The sequence below is a fragment of the Geodermatophilus sp. URMC 62 genome (genome assembly GCF_052931475.1).
The window spans coordinates 5,027,871-5,041,623 of sequence record NZ_JBRFHY010000001.1 but is presented as its reverse complement, the minus strand read 5'-3'; the positions used below and the strand labels follow the sequence as shown (position 1 = coordinate 5,041,623).

Genomic DNA, 13,753 nt, shown 5'->3' with positions numbered 1-13,753 from the left:
GACCCGGAGCGCATGGCCGCATCGGTGGCCAGATGCCGGGCCCCCATCGCCGGCACCGTGCCGGGACTCGAACGAGGAGCAAACGCCATGCACGTCACCCACGACGAGGTGGACCTGCGTCTACGTGTGCACCGTCGGACGGTGGGCGCCGACGGCGTCGTCGTCCTGGAGCTGCGTGATCCGGCCGGGGCCGACCTGCCCGCCTGGTCACCGGGTGCCCACATCGACCTGAAGCTGCCCGGCGGCCTCGTCCGGCAGTACTCACTGTGCGGGGATCCGCACGACCGCGCCGTGTGGCAGATCGGCGTGCTGCGCGAACCCGACGGCCGCGGCGGGTCGGCGTACGTGCACGACGACGTCCTGGAGGGTCGCGACATCGACGTGCGCGGCCCGCGCAACAACTTCCCGCTGGTCCCCGCAGCCCGCTACGTCTTCATCGCGGGTGGGATCGGGATCACCCCCATCCTGCCCATGGCTGCTGCGGCCGACGAAGCCGGCGCGGAATGGGAGTTCCACTACGGCGGCCGCAGCCGTACCTCGATGGCCTTCCTGGACACCCTGCAGGCGTTGGAGACATCGACCGGTCACGGACTGAGGGTCAGCCTCCATCCGCAGGACGAGGTCGGGTTGATCGATCTCCCCCGGATCCTCGGCACCCCGCAGCCGGACACCAAGGTCTACTGCTGCGGTCCCGAACCGCTGCTCAAGGCGGTCGAGGCGGCGTGCGCCGACTGGCCCGCCGGCTCTCTGCACCTGGAGCGGTTCGCCCCCAAGGAGCAGGGTGAGCGCGTGCTCAGTGGCGACTTCGAGGTGGAGCTGACCCTGCACGGGATGACGCTCACCGTGCCGCCGGAGAAGTCGATCCTCGAGGTCGTCGAGGAGGCAGGTGTCGCGGTCCTCTCCTCGTGCCAGGAGGGCACGTGCGGCACCTGTGAGACGCCGGTGCTGGCGGGCGAGGTCGATCACCGCGACTCGCTGCTCACGCCGGAGGAGCAGGCGGCCAACGACACGATGTTCATCTGTGTCTCCCGCGCCGCCTGCCCGAAGCTCGTCCTCGAACTCTGACCAGCCCCCGGAACCGGACCAGGAGCTTCCCCGTGACAGCAGAAGTGCTCCCGCCCTCGACGCTCCCGTCGCTGCCGGACGACCCCTTCGGCACGGAGGTGCTGACCGACCCCTACGAGTTCCACGAGCGCCTGCGCGCGGCGGGGCCGGTGGTCTCCCTGCCGCGCTACGGGCTGTACGCGATGGGCCGCTTCGACGAGGTGAAGGCGTCCCTCCAGGACTGGCAGACCTTCGTCTCCAGCCGCGGCGCCGGATTGGCCGACTTCGCGAAGGAGAAGCCCTGGCGTCCGCCGAGCCTCCTCCTGGAGGCCGACCCGCCCGACCACACCGTCGTCCGGACGGCGATGAACGGCGTCATCGCCCCCCGCACCATCCGCGCGCTCCGGGAGCGGTTCGCCGGGCCCGCGGAGGAGATCGCCGACCGGCTGGTCGAGCGTGGCACCTTCGACGCCGTCACCGACCTCGCCGAGGCCTACCCGCTGCAGGTCTTCCCCGACGCTGTCGGACTGCCCGACGAGGGGCGGGAGAACCTGCTGCCCTACGGGGCCCTGGCCTTCAACGCCTTCGGTCCGGACAACGAGCTGCGCCGTACCGCGCTGGCGCAGGCCGCTCCGGTGCAGGCGTGGATCTGGGCCAGCTGTCAGCGGGAGGCGCTGGCCCCCGGGGGCTTCGGCGCCCAGATCTGGGAGGCCGCCGACCGCGGGGAGATCACCCACGAGCAGGCGCCGATGCTGGTCCGGTCCTTGATCACCGCTGGTGTCGACACGACGGTGTACGGCATCGGCAACACCATGTATGCCCTCGCCTCGCACCCCGATCAGTGGGCCCAGGTGCACGCCGAGCCCACTCTGGCCAAGTTCGCGTTCGACGAAGCTCTCCGATGGGAGTCGCCGGTACAGACGTTCTTCCGGACCACCTCCCGCGATGCCGAGGTGGCCGGCACGGTCATCCCCGAGGGCTCGAAGGTCCTGCTGTTCCTCGGCTCGGCCAACCGGGACCCCCGTCACTGGGGTGAGGACGCCGATCGTCTCGACATCCGCCGTCGGGCAGCCGGCCACGTCGCCTTCGGCATGGGCGTGCACCAGTGCGTCGGCCAGCCCGTCGCGCGCATGGAGGTCGAACTCGTCCTGACCGCCCTGGCTCGCCGGATCCGCCGGATCGAGCTGGCCGGCACTCCGGTGCCCAAGCTGAACAACACGCTCAAGGGCTGGGCCAGCGTGCCACTCCGGATCGAGCCGGCCTGACCGTCGGGTGAGCGCCATGACCCCTGCCGGACGCCCGGACCCGCCCGTCGCGGCGGTCCCTGCAGGAGGCCGTGGGCGGGGTGAGACCGGGCCGGTGATCAGGCGGGCCACGCAGCTGCTGGCCGCCTTCACCGCGGAGCGGCCGGCGTTGACACTGAGCCAGCTGGCCCGGCGGACCGGCTTGCCGCTGACCACGACGCATCGCCTGGTCGGCGAGCTCGTCGAGTGCGGCCTGCTCGAGCGGCACCCGGAGGGCACCCTCCACGTCGGCCTCCGGCTGTGGGAGATCGCATCCCTGGCTCCGCGAGGCCTCGGCCTGCGGGAGCTCGCGCTGCCGTTCATGGAGGACCTCTTCGCCGTCACCTCGGCGAACGTCCAACTGGCCGTCCGGGACGGCCACGAGACCGTCTTCGTCGAGCGCCTTGCCGGCCGGAGCGCCGTTCCGGTGTACACGCGGGTCGGCGGCCGGTTCCCCCTGCACCCGACCGGTGTGGGACGCGTGCTGCTGGCCTTCGCCCCGCCGGATGTCCAGGAGGCGGTCCTCACCGGTCCGCTGCCCCGCTACACGCCGCATACGGTGACCGACCGGGAAGCGCTGCGCCGGGTTCTCGCGGACGTCCGGTCGCACGGTTTCGCGGTCAACGACCGACAGGTCTCCGAGGACACCCTCTCGGTGGCAGCTCCCGTGCACGGGGCCGACGGCACCGTCATCGCCGCCGTCTCACTCGTGGTGCAGGCCGGCTCGGCGTTGCCCGCAGCGCTGGCGCCTGCGGTCCAGGCCACTGCCCGGGGAATCTCCCGGGCGCTGCGCGACTCCGCGGTCCGCGATGTCTGACCGGGCTGGGCGCATGGTGTCCCCACTTGACCTGTCCCCACGGCAACGGAGCCCCGAGTGATCTACCGAACCGAGAAGCCCATGCCGGACGTCCCCCCCGTCCTCCTCTCGGAGCACGTGCTGCGGGAGGCGGCTGCCCGCGGGGACAAGCCTGCTCTCGTCGACGCCTCCACGGGAGAGACCCTCACGTTCGCCGAGGTCCTCGCGCAGGCGCAGGCGGGTGCTGCAGGTCTCGCCGCGGACGGGCTCGTACCGGGCGACGTCGTGGGTCTGCTGAGCCACAACCAGCCGGACTACGCGGTGGCAGTGCACGCGGTCCTGCGTGCCGGCGGCGTGATCTCACCGCTGAACCCCGCGCTCACCCCTGCCGAGATCGGCAAACAGCTGGGTCACTCGAAGGCCAAGGTGCTGATCGTGGCCGAACCGTTCGTCGAGAAGGCGCTGACAGCCATCGCCGGGACCGGTGTGGAGCAGGTGCACGTCCTGGGGCAGCACGCCGGGGCCCGGCCGTTCGGTGCGCTCACCAGCGGGACCGGTGCGCCCCCCGCCCTCGCTCTGGACCCGGCCACCGCCCTGGCTGTGCTGCCGTACTCGAGCGGGACGACGGGGATGTCCAAAGGGGTGATGCTGACCCACCGCAACATCGTCGCCAACCTGGAGCAGCTGCGCGTCGGCTGGCGCATGACGGAGGAGGACGTGATCTGCGGCGTCCTGCCGTTCTTCCACATCTACGGCTTCACGATCATCCTCAACAGCGCCCTGATGTCGGGCACGACGATCGTGACCATGCCCCGCTTCGAGCTGCGCGGATTCCTGCAGGTCGTGCAGGACCACCGCGTCACCCGCGGTCACTTCGCCCCCCCGCTCGTGCTCTCCCTCGCGACCGCGCCCGAGGTCGACGAGTACGACCTCTCGTCGCTGCGGACGGCTGTGAGCGGAGCCGCACCTCTGGACGCGGAGCTGGCAACCCGCGCGGAGGCACGTACCGGATGCGTCATCCGGCAGGGCTACGGGATGACCGAGGCCAGTCCCGGCACCCACTTCGTCTACGACGAGGACTTCCCCACCACACCGCCCGGCTCGGTCGGGAAGCTCCTCCCGGGCACCGAGGCCAGGCTGGTCGACCCGGCCACCGGTGAGGACGTCGCCGCAGGGGAAGCGGGGGAGCTCCTCGTCCGCGGCCCCCAGGTCATGGTGGGCTACCTCGACAACCCCGAGGCCACCGCCGACACCGTCACAGACGGGTGGTTGCACACCGGCGACATCGCTCGGGTGGACGAGAATGGCGACTACTACGTCGTCGACCGGCTCAAGGAGCTGATCAAGTACAAGGGGTTCCAGGTGGCGCCGGCCGAGCTCGAGGCGCTGCTCCTGACCCACCCTGACGTGCTGGATGCCGCCGTGATAGCCATGCCCGACCCCACCGCGGGTGAGGCGCCGAAGGCGTTCGTGGTGAGCCGGGGAGAACGTGACGCGGATGCCCTCCTGGCGTGGGTCGCCGAGCGGGTGGCGCCCTATAAGAAGTTGCGTGCGCTCGAGTTCGTCCCCGAGATCCCGAAGTCGCCCGCCGGGAAGATCCTCCGTCGCGTCCTCAAGGCGCAGGACGAGGCCGGTCGCTCCGCCGCTTCCCGCGCTTGACCGTCGAAGATCCGATCACCTGCCACTCGCCGACCGCCAAGCCGGGTCGAGCGGGTCCCGTAGCCATGTGCCATGGGGCGGACTTCCCAGGACGGAGCGGGATGCTCACTGCGCGAGGGGAGGTGTCGAGCCCCGGGCCGCGCCCGGACCTCCGCCATACGTCGCTTGCGCACCGACCACTGTCGGCGACGGCCCGCATGGCTCGTCGACGTCACGTGCGTCACCGAGGCCCCTGAGCTGCTCAGCCACCTGGGACCAGTACTGGTTCTCCGTCGCGGTCCTGGTTGATGCGATTGCGTCGCGGGGTTTGACGATCTGCTCTGCCTGCGCATGTGCGGACGGCCGCGGTCACCCGCACCACCGGGGTCCGACCGCGCCGGCCCCAGGTGCGACCCTTCGGCGGCCTCAGCCCCTGGCCGGACTCGTCTTCGACGACTCCCCAGGCGCCCAGGTCCGCCGCCGTCCTTTTATCTGCGGCCAGGTCTCCTCCCGCCAGGCGGCGATCTGCTGCTCATCGCGCTCGGCCGCGCGCCGGGCGGGCACCTGCACGCTCCACCCGAGGCGGTGCAGCAGCAGGTCGACCCCGGGCAGGGTGTAGTCCACCCCGAACCGCTCGTGCACCACCGCGGCGGTGCGGGCCAGCGTCCAGCACTGATCGGCCCAGCCCCAGGCGGCCGGGCCGGCGTCCAGCAGTACCTGCAGCTCCTCGAGCTGAGCCGGGGTGAGCCGGCAGTGGGCCCCGCCCGGGCCCGTGGAGGCCAGCGCCACCCGGCCGCCGTCGGCCAGCGCGCGGCGCCAGCGGTTGGCCGACATCCGGGTCACCCGGAACCGGGCGGCCACCTCGGCGTCGGTGGCGCCCTCCTCGATCCACGCCGTGGCCTGAAGCCGCACCTGTTCCCGTCGGGCGCACTCCTCGGCGGTCAGCCCGCGACCCCGGGCGTACCTCATGGGTACGGCATGGCGCGCGCTGCACCGGCTGTCAGCAGACTACGAACTCCCGCCGTTGATGATCGTTGATCGCGTGCACGTGCACGTGCGCGGCGGCGACCATCTCGGTCGCCTCGCCCCACGACGCGCGGTCGTGGATCGTGGCGCTGCGGTTCCAGCGCAGCGCGAGCTCCCGCAGGGCAGCCGCCTGGGCGACGCCGCGCGTCGTCAGCCGCCCCCATGGATACCCGCCGGCGTGCAGGATCGGGCTCGGCCTCCCGGATGATCTCCCGCACGACCGGTGGTGTGTCGCCACGGTCGAGCAGGAGGTAGCGGAAGAGGTGTCCGAGAGGGTTGCCCTGGGACCACTCGACATGGCAGGGCGGTCGCCGATGGCACGGGCGGCCCTGAGCGCGGGCCCGGGGTCACCCAGTCAGGCGTGCCGGGATCGCCACTCCCGCAGCCAAGCGCGGCCGTAGTCGTTGCCGTGTGGGGTGCGCAGCACGGTGTGGACGTGGAACGGCTTGGGGGTGTCGTAGTCGAGGAAGACGCCGCAGTGGTGGTCGAGTTCCGCGATCACCACCGGCGACTGCACGCGGTAGTAGAAGACGTCGCCGGGCGCGTGCCCGCCGATCCAGGAGAACCACGTCTCGTCGAGGTGCTCCTCGACCTCCCGCAGCCGCGCCGCCCGCGGGCCCTCGGGCAGCAGCTGCACGAACGTGGCGATGACGTCGAGCACGCGGGCGCGCGCCTCGGCGGACACCTCGGACAGCCGCAGGCCCTCGACCGGGATGACCCGGTTGTCCTGGAACGCGCCGGCCAGGTGCCGTTCGTCGCCGGGGTGCACCCGCCTCGGCGGCATCGCGGGGTCCACCAGTTGCGCGTACACGGTCGCGGCGGCCCGCTGCTCCGGCGTCAGCGCGGCCATCACCGCCACTCCGGTGGCGATGCGGTCGGTGAACAGGCCGGAGACGCCAGCGTGCGGGCCGGCGTCGATCTCGTCGGGCTCGGCGCCGACGAACACCGGCGAGACCACCATCCGGCCCTCGACCACCAGCACGTTGACCGCGCAGTGGTGGCCGTAGAGCTGCCAGCCCCACGGCGCGCGCAGGTCGGGGGTGCCGTAGAGCGCGACGTTGTAGCTCCACTCGCCGAGCACGGTGGGCAGGTCGACGACGTCGCCGAGGAAGCCGTTGACCAGCATCGCCGCGTGCACGAGGTCGGCGCCCTCCGGCGACAGCGAGGCGCGCACCAGCGCCAGCGCGGCCTCCCGCACCTCCTCCGGCTGGAACTCCAGCCGCAGGCCGGTGTCGAACTGCATGAACTCCGGGTTGGCCCAGGTCTGCCACTCGGGTGCGTCCACGGGGAAGGAGACCCGCGCCCGGTCCTCCGGCGTCAGCAGGCGCAGCAGCGCCTCGGCGGCGGTGACCATCGCGGCCACCGGCGCCTCCTCGCCGGGTTCGGCCGGGGTCAGCGGGTGCAGCCCCTCGCGGAGCGTGCCGTCCTCGGTCACCCCCCGGAACGGTGCCAGGTACAGCGGCGTCCAGCCCTCCACCAGCCCGCCGGTGAAGGTCCCCGGCGTCCGCGCGTGCTCGCGGTAGGCGTAGGGGTCCAGCCCGCGGACCTCCGCCAGCCGCGGGTGGTCGTGCGGGAAGAGGTACCGCCGGAACTCACCGGACACGTCGGGCCACCTCCCGGGTCTCGTTCCCCACGATCCGGTTGGTGAGGACGCCGAGCCGCTCGACCTCGACCTCGACGACGTCGCCGGGCTGCATCAGCCAGGGGGATGTGCGGGCGTAGCCGACGCCGGACGGCGTGCCGGTGGCCAGCAGGTCACCGGGCCGCAGGGTGAACGTCCGGCTGATCAGCGACAGCGTGTCCCCGACCGTGTAGACCATCTCGTCGGTGCGCCCGTCCTGCACGGTCTGGCCGTTGACCCGGGTGGTCACCCGCAGGCCGTCGCGCAGGTCGCCGACCTCGGCCGCGGGGACGAGCGGCCCGAGCGGGCCGGAGCGGTCGCCGTTCTTGCCGAGGATCCACTGGCTGGTGAGCTTCTGCGCCCGCCGCGCGGTGACGTCGTTGAAGGTCGAGTACCCGACGACGGCGGCCAGCGCCTCCTCCGGGGTGGCGTCGACCAGCGTGGTGCCCACGTAGGCGACCACCTCGCCCTCCCAGTCCAGCCCGTCTTCGTCGGCCGGCACCGGGATCGCCGCGCCGTCCACGGTGAGCGAGGCCGTCCAGCGGGCGAACAGCGTCGGGTGCGGCGGCACGCCCTCCCCGGCGAACGAGCCCTCGGCGACGTGCTTGAGGTAGTTCAGCCCGATGCAGACGACCCGGGCGCCGGGCAGCACCGGCGGCACGACCTCGACGTCCGCGGTGGGGACGGGGTCGCCGTCGGGCTCCGCGGCCAGGTACCGCGCCGCGTCGGCCCAGAACTCCTCGAGCGGCGCGAGCACGATCACCGACGCGCCGTCGTCGGCCAGGGCCGCCACCTCGACCGGCCCGCCGTCCCGGTGGATCCCCACGACGCGCATCAGGCGATCCCGTTCCGGTGGGCCACCCCGCCGAGCCAGGCGAGGCTCGACTTGGGCCAGCGGGCGAAGGTCTGCCGGTCGACGGCGACCAGGCCGAAGGTGGGCCGGTAGCCGAGCATCCACTCGAACTCGTCGAGCAGCGACCAGGGCAGGTAGCCGCGGACGTCGGCGCCGGCGTCGATCGCGGCGGCCAGCGCGTCGGTGGTGAAGGCGATGCGGTCGGCGTCGTCGGCGGTGGCGATGCCGTTCTCGGTGACCACCAGTGGGGTGTCCGGCAGCACCTCGGCGGCGCGGGCGACCGCGGCGCGCTCCTCGTGCATCCGCTCCTCGCCGCCGGCCTCGGCGAGGTGCTCCCCGCCCACCAGGGTCATGCCGGCGCGGCGCACGTTCCCGCGCGGCACCTCCATGGTCCGCCCGTGCAGGCCGAGCAGGGCGTCCGCGACCTCCTGGTCGGGCCCGGGCAGGCCCCGGATCTCCTCGCCGCGCCGCGCCATCGCGCCCGTCACCGGCTGGGTGGCCATCAGGTCGGGCTCGTCGAGCGTGCAGGCGTACTCGGCCTCGGCGAGCACCGGCAGGGCGAACTCGGCGAAGCGGGCGAGCCGGTCGCCGGTCTTCGGGCCGGTCCAGCCGCCGTCGTGCAGCCAGCGTGGCATCGTGAAGTGCACGAGCGTGACCACCGGCGCCGGCCCGCGGTCTCGGCAGCCGTCGAGGACGCGCCGGTAGTGGTCGAGCGCCGCGCGGGAGAACTCGCTCTCGTCGGGCTCGACGCGGCTCCACTCCAGGCTGAACCGGTAGGCGTCCAGGCCGGCGCCCGCGACGAGGTCGAGGTCCTCGGGCCAGCGGTGCCAGGAGTCGCAGGCGTCGCCGCTGGGCTCCGCGAACGGCGAGTGCGCGGCGTGCTCGGCCTCCCAGTGGTCGTTGTTCACGTTGCCGCCCTCCACCTGGTGGGCGGCGGTGGCGGCGCCCCAGAGGAAGCCCTCGGGGAACTGCGCGGCGGTCATGGGGTCTCCTCGGGGTCAGCGGCTGGCGGGTGCGGGGACGGCGGCCCCCAGCACCCGGGTGAGCAGGGCGGCGGGGTCCTCGACGACGTCGCCGCGCCAGGCCACGTGCTGGTCGGGCCGGACCAGCACCAGGCCCGCGCCGACGAGCCGCCGCAGCCGGGGCAGGCTGCCGAGGTCGACGACCTCGAGGGGCACCCCGGTGGCCGAGGCCTCCCGGCGCAGGCCGGTGCCGTCCGCGGCGGGGTCGAGCACCAGCAGGGTGAGTTCCGGGCCGAGCGCGTCGTAGAGCGAGCGGCCGTCGGGCAGCCAGGCGTGCGGCAGCCGGGCGCCGGGGTGCGCCGAGGGGGTGTAGCTCGTCAGGGCCGGCGCCGGTACGGGCCCGCCGTCGGGCACGACGGCGGGGGAGCGCGGGTAGTCGTAGCCCAGCACCAGGCCGAGGCTGTGGAACTCGGGGTCCTTGACCTGCAGAGCGCCGGCCAGCGCCGTCCGCAGCTCCTGCCCGGCGGGGCCGTCGTCGTCGAGGTCGCGGCCGGCGAAGGACGGCGCGAGGAACGCCTCCTGGCTGCCGGCGGCGTCGATCGTGCGCTCGGCGACCGGCCGGCGCTCGGCCTCGTAGCTGTCCAGCAGCGACTCCGGCGCCCAGCCGCCCAACACCGCGGCGAGCTTCCAGCCGATGTTGACCGCGTCACCGACGCAGGTGTTGAAGCCGTGGCCGCCCCACGGCGGGTTGAGGTGGGCGGCGTCGCCGACGAGGAGCACCCGCTGCCCGCGGTAGCGGTCCACCAGCAGCATCCGGGCCTGCCACGGGTCGGTGGCCAGCACCTCGACGTCGACGTCGTCCCCCACCAGGGTGCGCACCAGTGCCGCGGCGTCGGCGTCGCCGCCCACGCCGTCGAGGCCCTGCACGATCGCCCACCACGTGCCGTCGAGGTCCAGCCGGCCCATCAGGCCGCCGCGCTCGGCGCCGATGACCCAGTAGTGGACGCCGAGGGCGCACAGCGGCCGCTCCTCCAGCGCGCGCGACCGGAAGGTGACGCTGAGGTTGGGCAGCGCGCCCGACGAGCCCTCGTAGCGGGCGCCCACCGCCCGCCGCGAGACGCCGCCGCTGCCGTCGCAGCCGAGCAGCCACTCCGCGGTCACCTCGGTGGTGTCGCCGTCCGGGCCCTCGACGGTCGCGCGGACCTCGGCGGTGCCGTCGGTCACCGCGGTGACCCGCCGGCCGGCGAGCAGGGTGACCGTGGGCAGCTCGGCGACGGCGTCGCGCAGCACCTGCTCGACCACCGGCTGGGGCACCTGCTGCCCGGCCTCGGCGGCGACCTCGCGGCGGCCGGTCCACAGCCCGAACGCCTCGGGAAAGCGGGTGATCTCGTGGCCGAACAGGCCGGTGCAGAAGACGACGTCCTGGGCGTGCGCCACCGGCAGCGGCGCGTGGGCGCGCAGCCGGTCGGCCAGGCCCCACCGGCGCAGGTGCTCCATCGTGCGCACGCTGGTGGTCTTGGCCCGGGCGCGCAGCGGGTCGAGGGTGGTGCGCGGCTCGACGACCAGCACCTCGACGCCGCGCCGGCCCAGCTCGATCGCGGCGGCCAGCCCGCTGGGGCCGCCGCCGGCGACGAGGACCGGCACCCGGGACGGGACGTGGGCTTCGGTCACGCGGGACTCCTGTCAGGGAGCACGGACCGCGGCGCGGGGCACGCGGGCCGGGGAGGGAGCCGCCGCGGCGGGGGATGAGGACCTGCGTCCCGCCGCGGTCGGTGGATCGAGCATGCGTGGCCGCCGTCACCCTGCCGAGACCCGATTCCATTGGCCGGCACGCGAGCCGGGGCGGTTCCGGATCAGCTCCCGAGCAGGCGCGCGCGGAGGAAGGCGACGGTCCGGTCGAGGGCGTCGGCGGCCGCGTCGGGGGCGCCCAGCCACATGTGGTCGGCGCCGGCGGAGGTGTGCAGGTCGACGTCGGCACCGGCCGCGCGCAGGGCCTCGCCGAGGCGCTCGCTCTGCACGCAGGGCACGAACCGGTCGGCGCGCCCGTGCAGCAGCAGGAACGGCGGGGCGCCTGCCGCGACGTGGGCGAGCGGGCTGGCCTGGGCCGCGCGGTCGGGGACCGACGACGGCGGTGCGCCCAGCAGCTGCGCCTCGCGGGTGGTGGCGTCGTCGGGGTCGGCCCCGGCGTCCCCGGCGAAGCCGACGAGGTCGGTGGGCGGGTACCAGGCGGCCACCGCGGCGACCGCGCTCGGCGGCCCGGTCACGCCGACCTCCCCCTCCAGCGCCGGGTCGCTCACCAGGCCGAGCAGCGCGGCGAGGTGGCCGCCGGCCGACTCGCCCCACGCCGCCACCCGGTCGCCGTCGACGTCGAGCTCGCCGGCCCGCGCGCGCAGCCACCGGACGGCGGCCTTCGCGTCGTGCAGCTGCGCCGGCCAGACCGCCTCGCCGGTGAGCCGGTAGTCGGCGCTGGCGACGGCGACCCCCGCCGCGGCGACCCGCTCGAACAGCGTGCGGGCCGGGAACGCCGGCCCGCCGGAGTGCCGGCTGCCCAGCCGCCAGCCGCCGCCGTGCAGGAACAGCGCGACCGGGTGCGGGCCGTCCCCGGCCGGCAGGTACAGGTCGAGCTCGAGCGGTCGGGTGCCCGGGGTCGCGGCGAACGGGACGCCGGGGAGGACACGGGTGCCGTCCGGGCCGGGGGACGGCGCGGGCAGCGGAGCGGCGTGTGCGGGCGGGGGCAGCGGCAGGGCGGGGGTGGGCACGCGGGACCTCCTCAGAGTGCGGAGCCCCGGCGCGCAGGTTCCCTGCGCGCCGGGTCTCCGGTGGGACGACGGCTCAGGCGTCGGGCCACTCGTGGTCGCGGAGGAACTGCATGTCGTGCTGCTGCGCGGCCGCCTGCATGCGCGGGAAGTCCGGAACGAACGGCGGCTGGTCCTTGGTCGGGTGGTCGGTCGGCTGCCCCATGTGCTGGAAGAACCGCTCGAACCCGCCGGAGAGGGTGCCCATCATCCGGGCGTCCTCGACGATTTGGTACGCGTGCGCGAACCCCGCCGGCACGAACCCGAAGTCGCCGGGGGTGAGCAGCTGCGACTGCTTGCCGCCCTCGGTGTCCTCGAAGAACAGCCGCACCGAGCCCTCGAGCACGTAGAACGTCTCGTGGGTGGCGTTGTGCGAGTGCGTGGGGATGACGTCGCCGGCGGGGGAGTCGCTGACGACGATCCCGAATTGGTTCTCGGTCTCGTCGCCGGACAGCAGCACGCTGAACAGGTCACCGAAGAGCATCGCGTGCTCGCCCTCGCCGCGGCGCAGCACGTAGGGCACCGGCTTGCCGGGCAGCACGCCGTGCCACTGCGGGCCCTTCTCCGGGTCGATCAGGTACTCGAAGCTCATCTGCACTCCCGGGTCGGGTCGGCGGTGACCGCCCGAGCATCCGTGAGCCGGGTCACCCGACCAACGGCCGTGCCATTGAGCGGCACACCTCGGCCATCAGGTCGAGTGCACGGTCGACCGGCTCGACGTCGGCCGCGGGCAGGTCGAGGAAGCCGTGCAGCATCCCGGGCACGAGCACCTGCCGGACGTCGACGCCGGCCGGCGCCAGCGCGGCGGTGAACGCCTCGGCCGAGGCGCGCAGGTCGTCGTACTCGGAGGTCAGCAGCAGCACCGGGCACAGGCCGTCGAGGACGGCGTTGGCCGGCATCGCGCAGCCATCGGCCCGGCTCTCCGCCCGCCGAGGTGGGTGTGGATGATCGACGCCCGGTCCTCGGGCAGGAAGCGCAGCAGTCGGGGGACCTCGGTCATGAGCGCGGCCAGCGCCGCGGACGGCGCCGGGACGACGGCGTGCAGGGTGGTGCAGGCCGGCACGAGGGCTGCGGGGACCCAGCCGTCGTCGTCGCGCAGACGCAGCACCGCCCCGGTGGCCAGGTTGCCGCCCGCGCTGGCGCCGCCCACGGCGATCCGCGCCGGATCGATGCCCAGGTCGGCGGCGGAGTCCCGGACCCAGCGGACGGCGGCCACGACGTCGTCGTGGGGGACCGGGTAGGTGACTCCGCCGACGGCGAGCCGGTGGTCGACGCTGACCACGACGGCGCCGGCCCGCTCGCACACCTGCCGGGCGGTCCAGTCGGCCTCGGGCACGTCCAGGTCGCCCAGGCGGAAGGCCCCGCCGTGCAGCCACACCAGGCATGGCCGGCCGGTGCCGCCGCCGTCGGGCTCGTACACCCGGACCGGGACGTCGCCGTGCGGACCAGGCGCGGCCGCCGGCCGGGTGGCGACGGCGGGCGGCGGGGGAGCGCCGTCGACGGACATGAACGCGTCGAGGCGGGCGCGCTGCTCCGGGTCGGCGAGCCTCTGCTCGAAGGAGTCGATGCCCTCCAGCAGGTGCAGTGTCTCGGCGATGGCGGGGTGGATCGGCACGAGTCCCTCCGGAGCTCGGCGGTGGTCCGCGTCACCCTCGCCACCTGGGTGCCGCAACGGCCATCCCCGTGCCATTGGCCGGCAGGTCGGCACCGCCCCCGTGCTCCCGGCGAGAAGCCC

General features: G+C 74.1%; 13 protein-coding genes and 1 pseudogene. 4 read left to right on the top strand and 10 right to left on the bottom strand.

Translation table 11 applies throughout. The annotated features are described in order from the left end of the window. Positions 1–105 precede the first annotated feature (105 nt). From ACU616_RS24170 to ACU616_RS24155, 4 genes and pseudogenes are all read left to right on the top strand, one after another. Positions 106–1,065, top strand: a pseudogene (locus ACU616_RS24170) (PDR/VanB family oxidoreductase); the annotation flags it as partial. A gap of 32 nt (positions 1,066–1,097) precedes the next feature. After that, positions 1,098–2,309: a cytochrome P450 gene (locus ACU616_RS24165; RefSeq protein WP_446760943.1), complete on the top strand. Its 1,212-nt coding sequence runs from the start codon at positions 1,098–1,100 to the stop codon at positions 2,307–2,309. Positions 2,310–2,403: 94 nt separating this feature from the next. After that, positions 2,404–3,144 (top strand): IclR family transcriptional regulator, encoded by a 741-nt coding sequence (locus tag ACU616_RS24160; protein WP_446760942.1) that lies wholly within the window; start codon positions 2,404–2,406, stop codon positions 3,142–3,144. Between the two features lie 57 nt (positions 3,145–3,201). Then, a complete protein-coding gene (locus tag ACU616_RS24155; RefSeq protein ID WP_446760941.1) occupies positions 3,202–4,782 on the top strand; it encodes an AMP-binding protein in 1,581 nt (526 codons plus the stop codon). Between the two features lie 405 nt (positions 4,783–5,187). Here the strand turns inward: ACU616_RS24155 and ACU616_RS24150 are convergent, their stop codons facing one another. From ACU616_RS24150 to ACU616_RS24105, 10 genes are all read right to left on the bottom strand, one after another. Continuing rightward, positions 5,188–5,730: a winged helix-turn-helix domain-containing protein gene (locus ACU616_RS24150; RefSeq protein ID WP_446760940.1), complete on the bottom strand. Its 543-nt coding sequence runs from the start codon at positions 5,728–5,730 to the stop codon at positions 5,188–5,190. Between the two features lie 31 nt (positions 5,731–5,761). Then, positions 5,762–6,025, bottom strand: coding sequence for a hypothetical protein (locus tag ACU616_RS24145; RefSeq protein ID WP_446760939.1), 264 nt, complete (start codon positions 6,023–6,025; stop codon positions 5,762–5,764). A gap of 117 nt (positions 6,026–6,142) precedes the next feature. Then, entirely contained in the window at positions 6,143–7,390 is a 1,248-nt protein-coding gene (locus ACU616_RS24140) for a DUF3500 domain-containing protein (RefSeq protein WP_446760938.1), read from the bottom strand. Next, positions 7,380–8,243 carry a fumarylacetoacetate hydrolase family protein gene (locus ACU616_RS24135; protein ID WP_446760937.1) on the bottom strand — a complete coding sequence of 288 codons (864 nt, stop codon included), beginning with the start codon at positions 8,241–8,243 and terminating at the stop codon, positions 7,380–7,382. The genes ACU616_RS24140 and ACU616_RS24135 overlap by 11 nt, the downstream gene beginning before the upstream one ends. After that, complete coding sequence (locus ACU616_RS24130) at positions 8,243–9,244, bottom strand: family 1 glycosylhydrolase (protein WP_446760936.1); 1,002 nt, start codon at positions 9,242–9,244, stop codon at positions 8,243–8,245. The genes ACU616_RS24135 and ACU616_RS24130 overlap by 1 nt, the downstream gene beginning before the upstream one ends. 15 nt (positions 9,245–9,259) lie before the next feature. Next, positions 9,260–10,894: an FAD-dependent monooxygenase gene (locus ACU616_RS24125; RefSeq protein WP_446760935.1), complete on the bottom strand. Its 1,635-nt coding sequence runs from the start codon at positions 10,892–10,894 to the stop codon at positions 9,260–9,262. 182 nt (positions 10,895–11,076) lie between these two features. Then, entirely contained in the window at positions 11,077–11,982 is a 906-nt protein-coding gene (locus ACU616_RS24120; protein ID WP_446760934.1) for an alpha/beta hydrolase fold domain-containing protein, read from the bottom strand. A 73-nt stretch (positions 11,983–12,055) separates the two neighbouring features. Then, positions 12,056–12,610 (bottom strand): quercetin 2,3-dioxygenase, encoded by a 555-nt coding sequence (locus ACU616_RS24115; RefSeq protein ID WP_446760933.1) that lies wholly within the window; start codon positions 12,608–12,610, stop codon positions 12,056–12,058. A gap of 52 nt (positions 12,611–12,662) precedes the next feature. Further along, positions 12,663–12,917 carry an alpha/beta hydrolase gene (locus tag ACU616_RS24110; RefSeq protein ID WP_446760932.1) on the bottom strand — a complete coding sequence of 85 codons (255 nt, stop codon included), beginning with the start codon at positions 12,915–12,917 and terminating at the stop codon, positions 12,663–12,665. After that, a complete protein-coding gene (locus ACU616_RS24105; protein WP_446760931.1) occupies positions 12,869–13,633 on the bottom strand; it encodes an alpha/beta hydrolase in 765 nt (254 codons plus the stop codon). Before ACU616_RS24105 ends, ACU616_RS24110 begins: the two co-directional genes overlap by 49 nt. Positions 13,634–13,753: the final 120 nt, after the last annotated feature.

What these genes read in the sequence shown, in the direction of transcription:
- ACU616_RS24130 (WP_446760936.1), bottom strand. Translation starts at nt 9,244, where the DNA reads ATGACCGCCGCGCAGTTCCCCGAGGGCTTCCTCTGGGGCGCCGCCACC.
- ACU616_RS24150 (WP_446760940.1), bottom strand. Translation starts at nt 5,730, where the DNA reads ATGAGGTACGCCCGGGGTCGCGGGCTGACCGCCGAGGAGTGCGCCCGA.
- ACU616_RS24135 (WP_446760937.1), bottom strand. Translation starts at nt 8,243, where the DNA reads ATGCGCGTCGTGGGGATCCACCGGGACGGCGGGCCGGTCGAGGTGGCG.
- ACU616_RS24110 (WP_446760932.1), bottom strand. Translation starts at nt 12,917, where the DNA reads ATGCCGGCCAACGCCGTCCTCGACGGCCTGTGCCCGGTGCTGCTGCTG.
- ACU616_RS24115 (WP_446760933.1), bottom strand. Translation starts at nt 12,610, where the DNA reads ATGAGCTTCGAGTACCTGATCGACCCGGAGAAGGGCCCGCAGTGGCAC.